The following is an 18,828-nucleotide window of genomic DNA, read 5'->3' as shown; positions in this document are numbered from 1 at the left end:
TGGTGCTCTCCAGCGGGGATAAGGGGAGTGCTGCGGACGATGACGCGGTTGGCGTGAACGAACCGGCTGCACCTGTGACGTCCGCCATGATGCGCTACCGGCTGGTACGGATAAACGCATCAAAAGGTAATTCACTGTAAAGTTTGGATTGACAGTAAGGAGGGCCGGCATGGCCGAGGTCAATCTCAACCGCTTGTCCGTCTTCGTGGCCCTGGTTCGCGCAGGCTCGTTCACCGCCGCTGCCGAGGTGCTGGGCATGACCAAGGCGATGGTGAGCCAGCACATCGCGCGGCTGGAGGCCGAACTCGGGGTGACGCTGCTCTCGCGCAGCACGCGTCGCATGACGCTGACCGAAGCCGGATCGACCTTCCACGCCGCCTGCCTGCGCATCCTCGCCGAGGCGGAGGCGGCCATCGCGCAGGTGGGCCGTGGCCAGGAAAAGCCCAGTGGCACACTGCGCCTCACTGCCACCGGTGACTACGGCACCGCCGTGGTCGCTCCGGCGCTGGCGGATTTCCTGCACCTGCATCCGGAGATACAGGCTGACCTGGTGCTCGACGACCACATGAGCGACCTGATTGCCGAGCGCTTCGACATGGCCATCCGCATGGGCTGGCTGCGCGATTCCAACCTGCGCTCCGCGCGGCTGGGCAGTTTCCGGCAGTTGATGGTGGCATCGCCCGCCTACCTTGCACGGCGTGGCACGCCACGGGTGATCACGGATCTCGCCTCGCACGACTGGGTGGCGCTGGCACTGCTGGCGACGCCGCTGCGCTGGACCTTCACGGCACCGGACGGTTCACGCCGCACGGTGCGCATGCGGCCCGTGGCGCAGGCCAACAACGTCACCGCGACGCATGCGCTGGTGCTCCATGGCGGCGGCGTCAGCGTGCTGCCGGATTACCTGGTGACCGATGACATCCGCGACGGCCGCCTCGTCGTGCTGATGGCGCAATACAGCCTGCCGGACTGCGGCATCTATGCGGTGTACCCGGGGCGTCAGCCGCCAGCCAAGGTGCGCGCCTTCATCGACCATATGCGCGCGACGGTGGCCACGCCCGCCTGACTTTCCGGGACGGCCTTATTCCACGACGTTGTGGCTTTCGGCGGTGCCAAGCAGCTCCGGTTGCGATGGCGGCGTCTGCTTGCGTGTCAGCAACGGATGGATGAAGACGGCGGCAAGGATCACCGCCACGCCGGCATAGAACCAGCCATCGAGCTGGCGCTGCTCGCCAAGCAGAAGCGTGGCCAGCACGATCGCGTAGACCGGCTCCAGATTGGTCACCATCTGCGTGCCGAAGGCAGTCATATGGCGCAGCGCCACCAGGGCCAGCGCAAACGGCAGCAACGTGCAGCCAAACGACAGCACCAGCAGCAGGATGCCGTCATGCAGGCTGGGCAGCACGAAGGCAGGGCCGGGCAGCAAGGGCGCCAGCAGGGTCAGGAACAGCGTGCCGGTGCCCAGTTCAATGCAGGTCACGGTCAACGGGTCGCCATGTTCCACCAGCCGCTTGTTGAACGCGCCGAACAGCGCCACCAGCAAGGCCGACACCGCACCCACGACGATGCCCATGCGCATCTCCAGCGGCACGCCGCCCACCACCATCGCCACGCCGGGCACCACGGCCACGCCGATCAGCAGCTCGCGCGGATCGAACTTGCGCCCCGCGATCCACGGCTCCACCAGCGACAGGAACACCGGCCCCAGGGCAATGCAGGTGGCGCCCACCGAGGCATTGGCCAGCTTGATGGCGGCATAGAAAGTGAGCCAGTGCAGCGACACCAGCACGCCAATGCCCGCATAACCCCAGCGCAGTTTTGCCGGCATAGCCCTGAGGCCACGCCTGACCTTGGGAATCAGCAGCAGCGAGCCCGCCACCAGCAGCGTGCGCCACCACACCAGCTGCAGGGCCGGCAGGGTGATCAACTTGCCCAGGATGGCGGTGAAGCCCCAGAGCAGGACGCAGAAATGGATCTGCCAGCGGGCCTTGATTGCCGGTTGCATGCACGAACGTCGGGAGAAGGAGAGCCCGGTATTCTAGCCTTGCCCCGACGCTTCAGCGTGTCGCAGGCGCTTTTGCCTTGGCCGGGAGTGGCGCCGGCCGCGCCTTGGACGATCCGCGCATCTGCTCCAGCACCGTGGCGCAGGTGTTGTCCGGCGCCCCCCGGCTTGCCGCGACCAGTGGCAGCAGGGCGGCGACGGGGGCGGCGAACACGCCCAGTGCGAGTGCGCCGCCGCCGCGCAGGATGAGCGGCCCGGGTTGCACGCCCACGTCCGGGTTCTTGAGGGTGCCCTTCACGTACAGCGGCGAGCGCAGCGACAGGATGCGCAGGCCCTTCGATGCCGGCCGTACGTCCAGATCCAGCTTTTCGTTGGCAAAATTGATCGTGCCGTTCACGCGGACGGTGGCGTCCTCGGTATCGAACACGAATAGCCGCGTCTCGTAGAGGCCGTTGGTCGCCGCCATGTCGGAGGCGGCGCAGTTGATCTTCACCGTCTTGTCGCCGAACAGCTTGGCAATGACCACATTGGCCACGTTGAGGCCGGCCGTTTCCAGCAGGGTCTTGCTGATGGCGCCGTCGTTCATCAGCAGCTTCAGTTCGCCGGTGGAGGTACCCATCAGCTCGCTGACAGAATTGCCGCGCGCATCCAGCGCCGCATCGCCGTTGATCTCGCCGAAACTGGTGCGCATCGGCTCGAAGGTGGGGAACAGTTCCTTCAACTTCAGGTGGCGCGCCTTCATCCGGATGGCGCCCTTCATGGGCGTGATGCTGCCATCGATGTGCAGGTTGCTCGCCACCGTACCGCCGGCGAGAGCGAAGTTCAGCGGATCGAGCGTGAGCACGCCGTTGTCCATGGCGACGTGCGTGGACAAGCCGTCGATGGGTAGCTGGGCCTCGCGCACGATCCGGTTCGCGTTGAAGCCGACGTCGGCATCCATGGCCCGCCAGCGGTCGGTACGGAACGGCTCCACCGGCAGCACCTTGTCGGCGGGCTGCGGCGTGGCATCGCCGCGTTGCTGCTTCTGTGCATTGCTGTCCGCGCCGATCAGCGGCGCCAGGTCGGCGAAGCGCAGCAGCTGGGAACTGAGTGTGCCGGCAAGCTTCGGGCGCGCGCCGCCGGTATCGAAGGTGAGGCTGCCCGCCAGGTCGCTGCCGCCCACGCGGCCACGGAAGTGGTCGTAGGAAAAGTGGCTGGCGCCGCGCTTGAGGTTGGCACGCAGGTGGCCCTCGGTCGCGTAGGGCGGGGTGTCCGGCAGGGTCACCCCCGTCAGCGGATACAGCTTCGCCATGCTGGTGCCGGAGAACCACAGGCGGATATCGAGCGCAGCCAGATGCAGCGGATCGGTAAGCGTGCCGACGAGGGCGATGTGCGAGTCGCCGACGTGTACATCCGCCTGTAGCGGGAAGGCCTGGTCGGCCTGTTGCAGCGCAAGCACGCCACCCGTCTTGCCGTTGCCGTCGACGGTGAGGCCCTGGTACTTGCCCACGGCCTGCCACACGAATTGATAGGCGGCACCGGTCTTGCCCGGCTCATTGCCTTCCTTGCCGGACTCCCTGGCCAAGGCCGTTCTGGCGCTGGCGCCTACCGTCTTCGTCGCCTGCTCGCGTGCGTCGCTGGATTGCTGCGCCACGATCTGGTCGTAGGGAATGGCGTGCTGCAGGGTTTCCATGGTGACCTGCAGGCTGGTCTTGCTTACCGCATCGTTGAGCGAGACATGCCCACGGTCGAAGCCGATCGCACGCAGGTCCAGTTGCCAGGTGGATGGCGAGCCGCTGCCGGCCAGCGCGACATCCCAGTTGGTGCGGTTCTGCGCATCGCGTTCCAGGTCGATGGTGGGCTGGGTCAGATACAGCACCGGGATTTCCACCCGGTGCGCGAGCAGCGGCAGCGGCGCGACGCGAAAATGCACCGCCTCCAGATGCGCAAAGATCGGCTGGCTGGCCCAGTCGGGGTTGCCTACGCGGATATCCTGCGCGACGAATGCCGGCCATGGCACCCAGCTCTCCATGCCACTGGCACCGCGTTCGCGCTGCCAGTGCACGCTGAGGTCTCCATTGATCGCAAAGGGCCGTCCGATGGTGTCACTGACCTGGGCATTGATGGTGGGCTTGAGGCGATTCCAGTCGAACGTCGCGACGACGATCAGCAGCACCACGACCAGCGCCAGCCAGACGCCGATGATCCACAAGACGATTTTCCTGGCCAGCCGCATGCCTCGCTCCCAAGAGACCACGAGGGCATCCTGCCGACCCGAGGGGTGAAGATCGCGTGGTCTTTGGGCGCAGCGCTAAGGCAAGGTTCACTCACTGCGCATGAGATGGACTCATGTTTGCAGTCAGTGCGATGTCTTGGCGTCGCGCACGGGAATGTTCACGCTGCACACATCGACTTTACCGGCCGGCAGGCGATAGAAATCGTCGAATCGATTGCGCTTGGCGTCGACCAGTGCCGCGAAGGTCACGCTGTCGGTGCGCAGTACTTCGACGTTCGGCCGTTCTTCGGCAGGCAGGTCCGAGGCCAGTCGCACGGAGCGGATGGCGATGCGTTGTTCGGGTTTCTCATAAAAGCCCATCGGGCCGGTTCCGCGCGGCAGGCCCGACAGGTATTCCATCCCCTGCAGTACGCGGCCGACGAGGGCAATGTTGCGATCCAGCGCGCGCGGCGCCTGGCCGATCACGGCATAGAGCTCACTGCCGCTTCCGGTTTCCGGATCGATGTCACGACCCACGCCGACCATGCCGTAGCAGTGCGTCAGCCACTGTTGCTGATGCGCCTTGTCGCGCGCGGCAGGGAAGCCTTCGGAGAATCCCACTTCGGGTGCGTAGAAATCGCCATCTTTCAACGCGGTGAAGGGCAGTTTGGCGTCGTAGGGGCGCGTGTATTCCGGTGGCAGGCGGTCCTTGGCCGAACCCAGCGGCTTGAGCTTGCTCTTGTCGCCGCTCTCATCCTCGTTGGCCGCATCGCCCCACTGCGTGACGAAATTGTCCTGCACGCGCTCAATGACAAGCCCGTCGTAATAGTGCTCGTGCGCCATGGTGCGGATGTTGGCGACATGCAGCGGGGTGAAGTCCGGTGCCAGCTCGATCAGCACGCGCCCCTGCGGCAGCTGCATCACCAGCACGTTCCGCGGGTCGGGCACGCGCCATTCCTGCGGCTGCGACTTGGCGAGCAGGTCCTTCGGCGAGGGCGTATGGGCGGGCTTGGCTTCGTCTGCGGCGACGGTGGCCGACAGCGTGGCGGCGAGTGCAAGGGCAAGGCAGTGGCGCAGCAACATGGAACTCCCCCGGTTGAAAAGTCAGCAAGGTAGCAGAGCGGGGCGCAGGCCGCTTCACCTGTGGGGCATGGCCCGGGCGCGTGGTGCACGTTCGGCCATCCATTGCAAGCCGCGAAACGCCGGCCGAGGTTCTCTACAATGCCGCCCCTTTGCCGTATCAGCCCGCATCCATGGACATCGTCGTCAACGAAGAACTCAAGGCCTACATCGATCCGCTGACTCCCGACGAGTACGAGGCGCTGGAGCGCAGCCTGCTCGCCGAGGGCTGTCGCGACTCGCTGGTGCTGTGGGGCAATATCCTGGTGGATGGCCACAACCGCTATGGCATCTGCCGCAAACACGACCTGCCGTTCAACACGGTGCAGAACACGCGTTTCCAGTCGATGGATGACGTGCACCTGTGGATGATCGAGCAGCACCTGGGCCGCCGCAGCGTGTCTGATTTCCAGCGTGGCGTGCTGGCGCTGCGCAAGCGCGAGATCATCGCCGAGCGCCGTAACCGCGCCAAACCGGTTGAAGATGAAGCGGCCCTCGCACCCGCCGCCGAAGCGCCGCCATTCGATGATGGCGTGCCGGTATCGGCGGAGGCGCCAGCCGCCGCTCCGGCGAAGGCCGGGTCCTTGCCCAGCCGGCAGGAGCTCGCCCGCGAGGCGCGCCTGAGCAACAACCAGGTGGTGATGATCGAGAAGATCCAGAAACAGGCTGCGCCCGAAGTGGTGGCCGCGGTGAAGTCCGGCGTGCTGTCGATCAATGCCGCCGCTGCCGTTGCCAGCCTGCCGGAGGACGAACAGCGTGCTGCCGCCATTGCCGGCGATGACGAACTCAAGCAGGCGGCCAAGCGCGTGCGCGAGGCTAAGCGCAAGCCGAAGAAGGAGCCGGAAGCGGGTGGCGATGAAGACCTGCCCACCTTGCGTCGGCGCGTCGCCGAGCTGACGGCGGAAGTGGCCGAGCTCAAGGCCGACAACGACGCGCTGCGCGAGCAGCTGGCACGCTGGGAACGATCCGCCCACGAGTGAAATGGATGCGCGGCCGAGGCTCTCGCCATGAATGGCCGCTGACGGCCAGCGAGGATCGGCGGCAAGACGCGGGTGATGAAAGGCGGCGCCGGAGCGGCCTGTTCTGCCCGCGTCATTCATGTTTCCGCGAAGCCCGTGCATCACCTGCGGCGAGCGGGCAGGGATTGGCGCCGAACGTGCTGCGAAGGCGCCGGCACGGGCTGAACGGCCGCGCGGTCCATGGCATCACCGGGACGCCGGGTACCTGTCCCGGCGGTCCTGCCAGATTCGTGCATTGCGTGACCGCGAAACGAGGTAGAAAGGCAGCGGTGCAACGGTCCGTTGATCCTGAGATGGCGTGCTGCCTATGCGTTACTCCAGAGAGCAACTTGCTGAGAGGTTTGCGGCGCTGGACGCGGAGCTGCTCCGGCTGGCCGCCGAGGACGCGCCTGAAGAGGATCTGTGGGCGGCCTTCGAGCATCTGGTCCACGTTCCCACCGCATCCATTGATCACGACGATCGCCGTTGGTGGTGGGAACAGGTCTACGCCGCGATGGAACGCCACGGTCTTACCGAGCTGAGCCGCCGGGCATCCTCTGGGCGCTGACTGCGTCACGCCAGGGCAGCGGACCGCCGCCAAACCATCATCGTCTTCCCGCGCATGCCCTTGCGCTCATCGAGCCCCGGGAGATTCCCGGGGCTATTTTTCGTCCAGCATCCGGACCGGCGGAAGGGCAAAGCGTTGTGCGCTATACACGGTGGGCTTGCTCAGCCAGCGGGTTGTGCCGCGACGGCAGGGGCGGCGTTGGCCACCGATGCGGCAGCATAGGTCGCCGGTGCACTGATCATCGCACCCAGGGTCAGCACGCACACCAGCAGGCAAGCGGCGAACAGGCTATGCAGCATCAGGTTCTCGAATTTCATGGTCGTTCTCCTTGAACAGGGTTGGATGGCTTTCACTGGATAGATGGCAAGGGCCGTGCCAAGCCACGATGTGGCCCGTAAACCGCGCCACCAAGCCATTTCGTCAATGCCTTCCGTGTCGTTGCGAGTGTCCGCGGACGCTGTCCGGACAAGGCAGTACGGACGTCGGACACATCGCCTGCCCATCGCCGCTGCGCCCGTGCATGCGACGCGAAGCGGTGGCGTAACCCGGTCACGTGCCGGCGGGGGCTGTGCTAGGTTGCCGGGCTTACGTCATGCCGGATCAAGGAACACATCCCGTGCCGCACGTTGCATCTGCGCTGTTGCCCCGCGAATTGTTCGACATGCCGCCCGACGTGCTCTGGCTCTCGCACTGCAAGGATGGTCCGCTGCCTCGCGTTTCCGCCGCCGCGGTACGCGCGCTGATGGATACCGAGCTGCGCCCCTGGGACTTGCGCTGGAACGAAGATTTCCTCGACGTGCTGCGCTCCCTGCGCCACATCGGCGCCAGCCTGTTTGGTGTTGCCGTGCAGGACATGAGCCTGGTGACCTGCACGTCGAGCGGGCTGGAAGTGGTGGCGCTCGGCTATCCGTGGCAGGACGGCGATGAGGTGCTCATTCCCGCGGGCGAATTTCCCAGCAACCGCCTGCCGTGGCTGGCCCTGGCGCGCCGCGCCGTGACCTGCACGGAAGTCGCCCTGTGGGATGGGCAGATGGCGCAGCCTTTCATCCCTCCCGATGCGGGCATGGAGCCAGAGCAGCGCCTGCTGGATGCGATCACGCCGCGCACGCGCGTCATGGCGGTGTCGTGGGTGCGCTATCAGGACGGTATCCGGCTGGACTTGCAGAAGCTCGGTCGCGGTTGCCGCGAGCGTGGCGTGCATCTTGTCGTCGACGGTATTCAGGGCGCCGGCACCATGGTCGCGTCGTTTGAAGGCGTGAGCGCGTTCTCGACCGGCGGACACAAGGGCCTGCTCGGCTTGCAGGGGCAAGGGTTGTTGTGGACGGAGCGGGCGTTTCGCCAGCGGCTGATGCCGGTGGGCACATGGTTGTCCGCGCCGGATGATTTTTCACAGAGCGGCACGCAGAAGCCCAACGATGAAGCGTGGGCGGTGGACGGGCGGCGCCTGGAAGCGGGTAGTCCTTCGATCCTGTCATGTGCGGCGCTGGCGTCGTCGATCCGTCTGCTGGTGGAAGCCGGTGGCCTGGCGGCGATCCAGGCGCATGTGGCCAGCCTGCAACGCGCCTTGCTGGCCGCGTTGCGGAAGGATGCGCGATGGTCGGCGGAGGCGGAACGACTGCGCGCCCTGGTGAAGGCGGGCAGGGTGGGGGCCACGCTGTCCTTCGCCCTGCCGGCGGACCGGTGCGCCCGGCTCTTGCAGGCGGCCGACGCGCAAGGCATCAGCGCGAGCACGCGCGAGGGGTATCTGCGCATCGCCTTCCATGGCTGGCATGGCGCGGGCGACGTCGATCGCTGCGCGGCGTGGTTGCTGTCGGTAGCCTGACGGGGCTACTCCAGCGTGAAGCCCACCTTCAGCGTCACCTGCCAGTACGCCACCTTGCCTTCATCGACATGACCACGGGTTTCGATGACATGGAACCAGCGGATATTGCGCACGGTTTTGGACGCATGCTCGATGGCCGTGCGGATGGCGTCGTCGCAGCTGGTCTTCGAGGAACCGGTGAGTTCGATGGTCTTGTAGACGTGTTCGGACATGCGCGTGGTCTCCATTAGCGCCATGCCGGATCGCAGGGCGTGCGCGCAGTCCATACCCAGGCTCGCCAACGAGGTGTGAAGGCTGTGGGCTTGCCGGCCCGGCCGGCGCCCTTGCGTGCAACGCACCCCGCTGCCCGCCGGGGCGGGGGCTCAACGGGCCGCTTCGCTCGCCGCGCTGGCAGCCGCCGACATGGGCCCCAGGAACATCGCCTTGAGCTTCTGCGGGCCAATCACGCGGGCAAGTTCCGCAAACACGCAGTAATTGAAGATCAACACCAGCAACAGGATCTGGATGGCCAGGAAGTGGGCCCAGTTTGTCTCCGTCAGCAACTGGTGGTTGGCGGTGCCGATGTCGTGCGTCTCTTTCCAGTACTCGTGCAGCCGTTCGAGATAGTGGATGAAGGTGGCGACGATGGTATAGATCACCGTTTTCCAGGCGGCATTCCACATCAGCGGTTTTTCGGGAAAGCGATTGATGAAGGGCAGCATGTTGGCCAGCAGCACGGCCTTGCCCAGGATCAGGGCGGAGATCACCACGGTGGCGAAGGTGGGTAGTGACAGGCCGGTGCCGCGCGTCATCAGGGCGCGGATCAGCAGCACGAGATTGAGTGCGACGAAGAAGAAGATGGTCGGCGGGAGCATCTTCAGGAATTCTTCTTTGATCTTGGCGGTGGCCGAGCCCATGGTCTGCTCCGGATAAGTCAGTGTCGCCAGTCCTTTGGGGGAACCGGGGCGACTGGCAGGAGGCGTCCCGTGGTATGCCGGCCAACCCTCAATGCGGGACAGGGGCCGGGCAGGGGTATTTCACCCGTTTGGACGTCCATCGGACTAGCGAACATCTACGGGACGGACCGTAGGTAGTTCCGCCTAAGTAGGCGGCGCCCTGGTGGCCGACTGTCTCTACCGGCGTTGCGATGGGGCGTCCGGGACGGGAGGGGAGCGGCTTGCCAGGTGTGACTTCCGCCCATGACTGGCGAGTCCGGCTCATCATCGGGACAGATCAGCGCCGTCCGTTGCGGCTGCGAACATCGAGCACCCGCGCGGCCGGGTTGCCGACCTTGCGCGTTCGTTGGACGGGGTTACGCCGTGACTGGGGCCATCGGGAGCATGAGTCCCCACTGAACGCATTCTTCGCTTTGTGCAAAAGCATGACGCGTACTGCACATGCGTAGGCTTAGACGTTAGGCGAGGCAGAACGGGCGCCCCAGTCATGCCCGAGGCAAAAACGCGCGAGTCAGCTGCCAGCGGCCCACTCCGCGGCAGGGAAATGGGCGGCATGTATCCGCCAGGCGCGCACGTCAGCAGCTGCCTCTGATGGTTTCCACGCCCAAGGAGGTCACACCATGGTTTCTTCGACGTTGAAAGTCTGCGTGCCGCTGGTGCTCGCCATGGCAACGCTGACGCTTGCCGGCTGCGGCAAGCAAGGCGACGAAAATGCCGGTGCCCCGGCGCCTGCGCCAACGAGCTCGGCTGCTCCGTCGCCCGCCACGCCGGCGACGGGAGGTAGCGCCGCCAAGCCGTCACCGGCCTATCCGCAGAGCTCGCCGGCTCCGGCTGCTACGACGCACTGAAGCCATCGCCACGCCGCGGCCCCGCCATCCCGGGTTGCCGGGGGCGGTGGGGTCGCTCATGCGTTTGATGCGGGCCTGACGGCAGGAGTCACGGTGCCCCAAGCGGCTGGTGAGGGGTGAGGGCACCCGCCATTTCCATCTGGTCTCGCAAGGTCGTCAAAGTCCAACTGGCGAAGGCTTTCACGTCCGGTTCGTCGCTGTGCGTGGCGGCGTCGAACCATCGCGGCTCGCAGACATCGCTCTTTGCGGTCGTGAACGTATCAAAATGGTAGCGCGATGCTAACGTTGTTGTGACCCATGCAAACCACCGCGCCATTAGGCTTGTACGCCGCTCACACGGAGTTCCGTCATGCCCACCGGTTTCCAGTGCGCCTATCCGCCGTGCCAGTGCTACGTCGACAAACCGGGCGAGTTCTGCAGCGTTCATTGCCGGCGCGCACAGGCTTCGGGCAATCTGGAACAGCAGTGCCGATGCGGACATCCCGCATGCACGGGCCGATCCGAGGAGGATCAGGACGGCTCAGCCGGCTGACGTCATGGGCCGCGACGGCCGTCGCGGCCCGGTGAACACGCGTCATGCGGCTTTCGGGAAATCGAGCACCGTATCGTTGACGCGATTGAACATGTTGGTGAAGAGGATCGCACTGACCGCGAGGATGGCTTCCACGATCTGTCGATCACTGTAGCCGGCGGCCTTCAGGCTGCTCACGGCTTCGGGAGCCAGCGTACCGCGCGTGGTCACCAGGGTGAGGGCGAATTTCACCAGCGCGTCGATCTTCGCGTGGCCGTCCAGGCCACCCTTGCGGATCTGCTGGATCTGCGCGGCGCTGTAGCCCGCCATCCTGCCCGTCATGGAATGCGCGGCCAGACAGTAATCACATTGCGACGCCTCGCTCACGGCCAGGTTGATCGCTTCCAGCTCCAGCGCGGAAAGCTGGCCCTGCTTCAGTAGCGCCTGGGTCTGGAGCATGTGGGCGAGCACCTGGGGCGCGTGGCTGCCGATCGCGACGTAGGCGTTGGGTACTTTGCCTGCTGTCTTCTTGATTTGGGCGAACAGGAGCGCGGATTCTTCCGGGGCATCGGCAACGTGGATGGTGTTGAGACGACTCATGGCGTGGACTCCTCGATGGGTTGGTTTCAGCACGGTGTCGGGCGGGGCCCGACCGTGTGAACATGGTAGGAAGGCGCCCTGGTTCCCTCCGCACACACGCGTCTCATTCTTTTGCCCGGGAGTCTCAGACCGATGGATGGCCTCGATCGACTGGTGAACGCCATGGCGCCGACCGGCAATGCGGAGCTGCAGTGCCGGTTTGCCGGCGAGTGGGTGCTCGAGCATCCGCGCTCGGCACCGAACCATCTGCCGTACCACGTGATACTGGAGGGCGCCGCCGAACTGGAGGTCGACGACCAGATCATCGCGTTGCGCAAGGGCGATGTCCTGCTGTTTCCGTACGGCGATGCGCACATCATGCGCAGCGTGGCTTCAGCAGGCGAGCGCCGGCTGCCATCCGGCCCGGAAACGCGGCGTTTCAACGGACAGGTCACGCTGGTCGAGCGCGCCGGCGAGGGTGAGGCGCTGGACATGTTGTGCGGGGAGTTCGCGCTGTCCGGGGCCACGGATGCGCTATGGACGGGCTTGCCCAAGCTGCTGCATCTGCGCACCGCGAACGGCGATGCCCTGCTCAGCCTTGTCCGCCTGCTGCGCGATGAAACCTCGCAGCCGCAAGCGGGTGGCGAAGCGGTCGTGCGCATGATCACGGGCGCCATGTTTGCCCTGATCCTGCGCGGCATGGCCAGCGACGGGCGTTGGCAGCTCGGCATTCTCGGCCTGCTCGCCCATCCGCGCCTGGCCGGCGTGGTCGACGCCGTGCTCAAGAACCCGGCGCATGCGTGGACCCTGCAGAGTCTTGCCGACGTCGCGCATACGTCACGCGCGAGTTTTGCGCGGCACTTCAGCGAGATCGCTGGCGTAACGCCGATGGAATGGGTCAACGGCGTGCGCCTGGCCGTGGCCGCGCAGTCCCTGCGCGCAGGAAAACTGTCGGCGGGCCGGGCGGCAGAACTCGCCGGCTATGCGTCGGAAGCTGCGTTCGCCCGCGCTTTCAAGGCTCGCTATGGCAGCAGTCCGGGTGCCTATGGGCGTTTGCACGCCAAGGGCTGACAGCCCGGGAAGGAGATGAAGCGGAGGCCCGGCTGGGTCTTGCTTAACATGAAATTACAGTCATCATATTATGTTTCCCGGCGAACCGCGCATGCCGCGCGCCTGTGAACCGCCATGTCCGCCATCGACCCCATCGTCATCGTTTCCGCTGTGCGCACGCCGCTCGGGCGTTTCCAGGGTGCGCTGTCTTCCTTGCCCGGGCATGCGCTGGGAACCGCGGCGATACGCGCAGCCATCGAGCGTGCCGGCGTGGCGCCAGACGCCGTGGACGAAGTGTTGATGGGGTGCGTGCTGCCCGCGGGGCAGGGACAGGCACCGGCGCGCCAGGCTGCCATCGGCGCGGGCATTCCGACCTCGGTGGGCGCCACCACCGTCAACAAGGTCTGCGGTTCCGGCATGAAGGCCACCATGCTGGCGCACGATCTGCTGCGTGCGGGCAGCGCCGAGGTGATCGTGGCTGGCGGCATGGAGTCCATGTCCGGCGCCCCGTATCTGCTGACCAAGGCACGCGGCGGCTATCGCGTGGGCCACGAACAGATCTTCGACCACATGATGCTCGATGGCCTGGAAGACGCCTACGAGAAAGGCCGCCCCATGGGCGACTTCGGGGAAATGGCCGCGGAACGCTATGGCTTTGGACGGGACGCGCAGGATGCCTGGGCCGTCGACACGCTGCAGCGCGCGCAGCGGGCCATAGGCAACGGCGACTTCGTCGACGAGATCGTGCCCGTCGAGGTGCGTGAGCGCGCGGGAACGGTGCTGGTCGATCGCGACGAACATCCGCAGCGCGTGTCCCCGGAAAAAATCCCCACGCTGAAACCCGCGTTCCGTAGTGACGGCACCATCACGGCGGCCAGCGCATCGGCCAATGCGGATGGCGCAGCGGCGCTGGTGCTGACCCGCCAGTCGACCGCGCAGCGCGAAGGCTGGCCGATACTCGCGGTGATCAGGGGCCACGCCACGCATTCGCAGGAACCGGCCTGGTACACCACGGCACCCGCACCGGCGATCCGCAGATTGCTGGGCCGACTGGACTGGTCGCTCGACAGCGTGGGCCTGTTCGAGATCAACGAAGCGTTCGCCGTGGTGCCGATGATCGCCGCGAAGGAACTGGGCATTCCGCGCGAGCGGATCAACATCCACGGCGGCGCCTGCGCGCTGGGCCACCCCATTGGCGCCACTGGCGCGCGTCTGATCGTGACGCTGGTGCACGCCATGCGTCACACAGGAACGAAACGTGGCGTGGCATCGCTGTGCATCGGCGGCGGCGAAGCGACGGCCGTGGCGCTGGAGCTGCCTGAGGAGGCGACGGCCTGAGCCGGCGGCGCGCCCGACACGTGCGCGTTGCAGGCCTGCTATCCGATAGGGCGTGACGCGTTCGTGAGCGCGCGATGCGTGCATGGCATGAAAGACTGATCGCCGGATTTCAAGCCTTAAATTGGCCCTCGTGCGGGCGTAAAGTGGCTGGCGTCCCCACGTCGCAGGAGCGATCAGTCATGTTGAGCCATGCGTCTTCTTCACTGCTCAGCGCCATTGGCATCAGCGTCCCCATCATCCAGTCGCCGATGGCCGGCGTGTCCTCGCCGGCCATGGCTGCGGCCGTGAGCAACAGCGGCGGGCTGGGTTCGCTGGGGGTGGGAGCCATGACGGCAGACAAAGCGCGCGAAGCTATGCATGCGTTCCGCCAGCTGAGCGACGGCCCGTTGAACGTCAACGTGTTCGTTCACCAGCCAGCACATGCCGACGAAGCGAAGCAGTCCGCGTGGCTGGCGCGGCTGGCGCCGGAGTTCAAACGCTTTGGCGCGGCGCCGCCATCCTCGCTCAGGGAGATCTACACCTCCTTCCTCGTCGACGACGCCATGCTCGCCATGCTCGTCGCCGAACGTCCCCGGGTGGTGAGCTTTCACTTCGGCGTGCCGCGACCCGACCAGGTCGAGGCCTTGCACGACGCGGGTGTGTACCTCATGGGAAGCGCGACCAACCTGCGCGAAGCCCAGGTACTCGAAGCCGCTGGCATGGATGCCATTGTCGCGCAGGGGTACGAGGCGGGCGGGCATCGCGGCGTGTTCGATCCGGAGGCCGATGACAGCGCACTCGGCACTATCGCCTTGACGCGTGTGCTCGTGGCCAACGTGAATGTTCCCGTGATTGCCGCGGGCGGCATCATGGATGGCGCAGGCGTTGCCGCCGTGCTTGATCTGGGTGCGGCTGCCGCGCAGCTCGGTACGGCGTTCGTGGTAACGGACGAGTCCTTGGCGGATGCCGGCTATCGCAAGGCCATGGCAAGTGATGCGGCGCACGCCACCGTGATGACGCGCGCGGTGTCCGGTCGACCTGCACGAAGCCTGGCGAGCCTGTTTACGCGGCTCGGTGCATCGGTGCGCGCGGCGGACATCCCGGACTACCCCATCGCCTACGACGCGGGCAAGGCATTGAACGCCGCAGGACGCGCGGCCGGCGAGTCCGGCTATGGCGCGCACTGGGCCGGGCAGGGCGCACCGCTGGCGCGGCCGATGTCCACGCAGGCATTGATGCGCACCCTGATCAACGAATGGCGACTGGCTACCTGAGTTGTCCAGCGAAGGCCAGCCAACGCGATGGGCCCGCGCCTAGCCGTGAGCCGAACAGTTGTAGGACACTTTCGCGACCGCGGCTTGCATGCCGTCACGCGAGGCATGTCCTATGGATCGCATCGATGCCATGAAGGTATTCGTGGCTGCCCTTGACGAGGGCAGCCTCGCGGGCGCCAGTCGCCGTACCGGGCGCTCGGCCGCCGCGGTGAGCCGGGCCATTGCCTTCCTGGAAGCACACGTCGGCGTGCCCCTGCTGCACCGGACCACGCGCTCGATCAAGCTGAGCGAAGCCGGCGAACGCTATGCCGCGGCATGTCGCAAGGTGTTGGCTGAGCTGGATGAAGCGGACCGGCAGGCGGCGGGCGAACGCTCCGTGCCGAGAGGCACGCTCACCATCTCCGCCACCGTATTTTCGGGCGTGGAAATCCTGCGTCCCCTCGTCGATGCCTTCATGGACGAGTACCCGACGGTGAACGTGCGGCTGCATCTGCTGGAGCGGCCGGTGAACCTGGTGGAAGAAGGCATGGACCTGGCGCTGCGCATCACGCATCTGGCCGACTCCACGCTGGTCGCCCATCGCGTCGGCGAGGTGCGGCGCGTGGTGGTGGCGTCGCCACGCTATCTCGCCACGCATCCGCAGATCGCGGAGCCGGCCGATCTGGGCAAGCAGCAGATCATTGCCATGGCGCACATGGGCATGGATTCGTGGAGCTTTCCACCGCTGGAAGGTTCGTCCGTGTCGCGCTCGGTGTCGTTTACGCCGCGGCTGGCGGTCAACAACATCCGGGCCGCCGTCGAATCGGCGGTGGAAGGTCACGGGGTGGTACGCCTGTTTTCATACCACGTCGCGCCGGAGATCAGGCAGGGCAAGCTGAAGGTGTTGCTCGCGGGCGATGAGCCCGCGCCGGTACCGGTGAACATCGTGTCGCCGTATGGCCGCCTGTCCGTGCCCAAGGTGCGCGCCTTCGTCGACTTCGCGCTGCCGCGCCTGCGTACGCGTTTTGCAAGCCTGGCGAAGGATGCCGGGTACACCGGAGGGACGCCGATTAAACCGCCGCGCGGAAGAGTGTCTGCCGGATAGCGGGGATTCGCTTCTCCCCCGCACGCTCCTAGATTGAAGTCATCGGCGGCAAGCGCCGGTCAGCGCACGCTGAAATCCTTCATCTAAGCGAGAGTCAGACCATGAACAAGCAGCAGAAAGTCGCCATCATCACAGGTGCATCGCAAGGCATCGGCGCGGGGCTCGTCAAGGGCTTCCGTGACCGCAACTACCGCGTCGTCGCCAATTCGCGCTCGATCCAGCCGTCCAGTGATCCCGACGTGATCACGGTGGCCGGAGACATCGCCGACCGCGGCGTGGCGGAGCGCATCGTGCAGGAAGCGCTGTCGCGCTTCGGCCGCATCGACACCCTGGTCAACAACGCAGGCATCTTCAGCGCCAAGCCGTTCACGGCATTCACCGCGCAGGACTACGCCGACAACATTTCGGTGAACCTCACCGGCTTTTTCCATATCACCCAGCTCGCCATCGCCGAAATGGAAAAGCAGCGCAGCGGTCATGTGGTCAGCATCACCACCAGCCTCGTCGATCATGCCATCGATGGCGTGCCCTCCGTGCTGGCGGCGATAACCAAGGGTGGCCTCAACGCCGCGACCCGGTCACTGGCCATCGAATACGCCAAGCGCGGCGTGCGTGTGAATGCTGTGGCGCCCGGCGTGGTCAGGACACCGATGCATGCACCGGAAAGCCTGGGCGCGCTGGCCGGGCTGCATCCCGTCGGCCGCATCGGCGAGATCGCCGATGTGGTGGATGCGGTGCTCTATCTCGACAACGCCGGCTTCGTAACGGGTGAAATCCTGCGCGTCGACGGCGGCCAGAGTGCCGGCCACTGAGAACCACAACGGGGTGGACGCGGTGTCCGCCCCGAAACCGCCGAGGAAAGCATCATGCCGATAGTCAACATACAGATCACCCGCGAGGGCACAGGGCCCGGTCGCCATGCAGCCACCGCGGAAGAGAAAGCCGCCGTCATCAAGGGTGTCAGCCAAGTCTTGCTGGACGTGCTGAAGAAGCCGCTGGATGCCACCTTCGTGGTGATCGAGGAGGTGGAACTGGAGAACTGGGGCTGGGGTGGGCAGTCCGTTTCCGCGCTGCGAAGGCAGCAGGCGGGCGGGAGCCGGTGAGGCCATGGACAAGGCGCCCGCAGGGGCGCCTTCGTGCAAGTTGTGGCTAGTTGCGCCGCCCGCGCGGCACAGACTCAGTCGGTGGACCAGCCCACGGTCGATGGCGGAAGCTGGCTCAGCCAGTGACTGGCCAGGTTGATCACGACGTCCGGCTGCTCGCGGTGCGGCACATGTCCGATCTGCTTGAGGATGGCGGTGGTGCCATCGGCGAGACGGGCAATACGCTGCGGATGCAGCACCGAGCCGTATTCATCCAGGTCGCCATGGATGGCGAGCGCAGGGGACGCTATCCGCGTCAGGTCATCGTCGAGATTCCAGCCGGCGAAGTCATCGGCCAGCCACGTGTCGATCCAGGCGTGCAACACCCATTCGGCCTTGTCGCCGTGATACTTCGTCAGCCGGTCGAGCTGGCCGGGCTGGCGAAACGCTTCGCGGGCCTCGGTGATGCCCTGCAGGGTGCGATCCTCCACGAAAGCCTGCGCGGACTCGGTGATCAAGGCGATGCAATCATCGGGATAGGTTGCCGCGCAAGCCACGGCCATGCCGCCACCCACGCTGTGCCCGAAGGCCACGAACGCACGGATGCCCAGCGCATCGCGCAGCGCACGGAAGTCGCCGCTGGCTTCGTCGTGGATGAAGGTGTTGCGCAGTTTGCCGGGATGCGGATCGGACTGGCCGAAGCCCAGACGGTCATAGGCGATCACGGTGCGTCCGGTGGCTGCCGCCAGTTGCGCCGGAAAGTCCCGCCACAAGGCCACGGAGCCCAGCGAGTCGTGGAACAGCACCACGGGCGCGTCGTCGCCGTTCCTGCCGACTGCCGGCTGCCAGAGCCGCGCGTAAAGCCGGCCGTTGCCGGACTCAATCCAGTGCTCTTGGATGGAACAGTCATTCATCGGGTCGGCGCGTTCGGCGAGGGAGGGCCGATTATGGCAGCCGAGCCATCGCGTGGCGCGTGCGTGTGTTCGGTCCCGCTACAGCGGCATGGTGACGTCGGCGGTCCGCGGCGTCGTTTCAAACCGCACCGAGGCATCCAGCGGACACATGAAGGGAGCGATGGCGTCGATGATGTCCTTCACGTTATCGAAGGACTTGTTCAACTGGTGGGTGAGCTTGCCGACGCGGAGAAATGGATCCCACGCTGCCTCACGATCCATCCGCTTGATGTCGCGGGTGTCGAAGGCCACCTGATCGAAACCCGGTGCCCGCAGGCAGTATTGGTGAGCCAGTGACTGGGGTTGCATCAGGCTCATGTGGCGCAGTCGCAACTCGGCGACGCTGAACAGCCATTCGGTGCCACGAAACACATGGAATTCGTTGTGCGGTACGAAGCGCGGGGCAAGCATGGTCGGTCTCCGTCAGGCGGGCCGTGTGCGCTTGGGAAGCTCCGCGGCCAGGTGCAGACAGGTTGCCTGAGCCTTGGGTGT

The 18,828-nt window shown here is 65.9% G+C and carries 20 protein-coding genes and 1 pseudogene; 11 read left to right on the top strand and 10 right to left on the bottom strand.

The window, feature by feature from the left end; translation table 11 throughout:
- Positions 1-169 precede the first annotated feature (169 nt).
- A complete protein-coding gene (locus HY57_RS16055; protein ID WP_019465444.1) occupies positions 170-1,066 on the top strand; it encodes a LysR family transcriptional regulator in 897 nt (298 codons plus the stop codon).
- A gap of 15 nt (positions 1,067-1,081) precedes the next feature.
- Here HY57_RS16055 and HY57_RS16050 read toward each other — a convergent pair whose 3' ends face one another.
- The 3 genes from HY57_RS16050 to HY57_RS16040 form a co-directional block, all read right to left on the bottom strand.
- Positions 1,082-2,005 carry a DMT family transporter gene (locus tag HY57_RS16050; protein ID WP_019465443.1) on the bottom strand — a complete coding sequence of 308 codons (924 nt, stop codon included), beginning with the start codon at positions 2,003-2,005 and terminating at the stop codon, positions 1,082-1,084.
- A gap of 52 nt (positions 2,006-2,057) precedes the next feature.
- Positions 2,058-4,217, bottom strand: coding sequence for an AsmA family protein (locus HY57_RS16045; protein ID WP_026033952.1), 2,160 nt, complete (start codon positions 4,215-4,217; stop codon positions 2,058-2,060).
- Positions 4,218-4,340: 123 nt separating this feature from the next.
- Positions 4,341-5,279, bottom strand: coding sequence for a peptidylprolyl isomerase (locus tag HY57_RS16040; RefSeq protein ID WP_019465441.1), 939 nt, complete (start codon positions 5,277-5,279; stop codon positions 4,341-4,343).
- A gap of 170 nt (positions 5,280-5,449) precedes the next feature.
- Here HY57_RS16040 and HY57_RS16035 point away from each other — a divergent pair.
- Together HY57_RS16035 and HY57_RS16030 are read left to right on the top strand one after the other, a co-directional pair.
- Positions 5,450-6,151 (top strand): annotated as a pseudogene (locus HY57_RS16035) (plasmid replication/partition related protein); the annotation flags it as partial.
- A gap of 490 nt (positions 6,152-6,641) precedes the next feature.
- Positions 6,642-6,881 carry a hypothetical protein gene (locus HY57_RS16030; protein ID WP_019465439.1) on the top strand — a complete coding sequence of 80 codons (240 nt, stop codon included), beginning with the start codon at positions 6,642-6,644 and terminating at the stop codon, positions 6,879-6,881.
- Positions 6,882-7,042: 161 nt separating this feature from the next.
- On the opposite strand, the gene HY57_RS21975 is transcribed toward HY57_RS16030, so the two are convergent.
- Positions 7,043-7,198 (bottom strand): hypothetical protein, encoded by a 156-nt coding sequence (locus tag HY57_RS21975; RefSeq protein ID WP_019465438.1) that lies wholly within the window; start codon positions 7,196-7,198, stop codon positions 7,043-7,045.
- 299 nt (positions 7,199-7,497) lie between these two features.
- Here HY57_RS21975 and HY57_RS16025 point away from each other — a divergent pair, with 299 nt between their 5' ends.
- Complete coding sequence (locus HY57_RS16025) at positions 7,498-8,703, top strand: aminotransferase class V-fold PLP-dependent enzyme (protein WP_019465437.1); 1,206 nt, start codon at positions 7,498-7,500, stop codon at positions 8,701-8,703.
- A 5-nt stretch (positions 8,704-8,708) separates the two neighbouring features.
- Here the strand turns inward: HY57_RS16025 and HY57_RS16020 are convergent, their stop codons facing one another.
- A complete protein-coding gene (locus HY57_RS16020) occupies positions 8,709-8,915 on the bottom strand; it encodes a dodecin (protein WP_026033951.1) in 207 nt (68 codons plus the stop codon).
- 150 nt (positions 8,916-9,065) lie between these two features.
- Entirely contained in the window at positions 9,066-9,599 is a 534-nt protein-coding gene (locus tag HY57_RS16015; RefSeq protein ID WP_019465435.1) for a hypothetical protein, read from the bottom strand.
- Between the two features lie 659 nt (positions 9,600-10,258).
- Between HY57_RS16015 and HY57_RS21690 the strand changes: the two genes are divergently transcribed.
- Positions 10,259-10,486: a hypothetical protein gene (locus HY57_RS21690; protein ID WP_144240844.1), complete on the top strand. Its 228-nt coding sequence runs from the start codon at positions 10,259-10,261 to the stop codon at positions 10,484-10,486.
- Between the two features lie 88 nt (positions 10,487-10,574).
- Here the strand turns inward: HY57_RS21690 and HY57_RS21685 are convergent, their stop codons facing one another.
- Together HY57_RS21685 and HY57_RS16005 are read right to left on the bottom strand one after the other, a co-directional pair.
- Entirely contained in the window at positions 10,575-10,967 is a 393-nt protein-coding gene (locus tag HY57_RS21685; RefSeq protein ID WP_144240843.1) for a hypothetical protein, read from the bottom strand.
- A gap of 93 nt (positions 10,968-11,060) precedes the next feature.
- On the bottom strand, positions 11,061-11,597 hold the full coding sequence (locus HY57_RS16005; RefSeq protein WP_019465433.1) for a carboxymuconolactone decarboxylase family protein: 537 nt from the start codon (positions 11,595-11,597) through the stop codon (positions 11,061-11,063).
- 132 nt (positions 11,598-11,729) lie between these two features.
- Between HY57_RS16005 and HY57_RS16000 the strand changes: the two genes are divergently transcribed.
- The 6 genes from HY57_RS16000 to HY57_RS15975 all read left to right on the top strand — a co-directional run bounded on the left by HY57_RS16000 (position 11,730) and on the right by HY57_RS15975 (position 17,404).
- The gene (locus HY57_RS16000) at positions 11,730-12,647 is read left to right on the top strand and encodes an AraC family transcriptional regulator (RefSeq protein ID WP_019465432.1); all 918 of its coding nucleotides are present in this window, start codon (positions 11,730-11,732) and stop codon (positions 12,645-12,647) included.
- Positions 12,648-12,770: 123 nt separating this feature from the next.
- Positions 12,771-13,964, top strand: coding sequence for an acetyl-CoA C-acyltransferase (locus tag HY57_RS15995; protein ID WP_200873942.1), 1,194 nt, complete (start codon positions 12,771-12,773; stop codon positions 13,962-13,964).
- A gap of 179 nt (positions 13,965-14,143) precedes the next feature.
- Entirely contained in the window at positions 14,144-15,217 is a 1,074-nt protein-coding gene (locus HY57_RS15990) for an NAD(P)H-dependent flavin oxidoreductase (RefSeq protein WP_019465430.1), read from the top strand.
- Between the two features lie 112 nt (positions 15,218-15,329).
- A complete protein-coding gene (locus HY57_RS15985; protein ID WP_019465429.1) occupies positions 15,330-16,301 on the top strand; it encodes a LysR family transcriptional regulator in 972 nt (323 codons plus the stop codon).
- Positions 16,302-16,402: 101 nt separating this feature from the next.
- Positions 16,403-17,113, top strand: coding sequence for an SDR family NAD(P)-dependent oxidoreductase (locus HY57_RS15980; RefSeq protein ID WP_019465428.1), 711 nt, complete (start codon positions 16,403-16,405; stop codon positions 17,111-17,113).
- 54 nt (positions 17,114-17,167) lie between these two features.
- Complete coding sequence (locus HY57_RS15975; protein WP_019465427.1) at positions 17,168-17,404, top strand: tautomerase family protein; 237 nt, start codon at positions 17,168-17,170, stop codon at positions 17,402-17,404.
- A gap of 74 nt (positions 17,405-17,478) precedes the next feature.
- Here HY57_RS15975 and HY57_RS15970 read toward each other — a convergent pair whose 3' ends face one another.
- On the bottom strand, positions 17,479-18,297 hold the full coding sequence (locus HY57_RS15970; protein WP_019465426.1) for an alpha/beta fold hydrolase: 819 nt from the start codon (positions 18,295-18,297) through the stop codon (positions 17,479-17,481).
- 78 nt (positions 18,298-18,375) lie between these two features.
- Positions 18,376-18,747 carry a hypothetical protein gene (locus HY57_RS15965; protein ID WP_019465425.1) on the bottom strand — a complete coding sequence of 124 codons (372 nt, stop codon included), beginning with the start codon at positions 18,745-18,747 and terminating at the stop codon, positions 18,376-18,378.
- Positions 18,748-18,828: the final 81 nt, after the last annotated feature.

The organism is Dyella japonica A8, assembly GCF_000725385.1.
Taxonomy (GTDB): Bacteria; Pseudomonadota; Gammaproteobacteria; order Xanthomonadales; family Rhodanobacteraceae; genus Dyella; species Dyella japonica_C.
The sequence above is the reverse complement of the archived record's forward strand: the minus strand, read 5'-3'. Positions and strand labels throughout refer to the sequence as shown.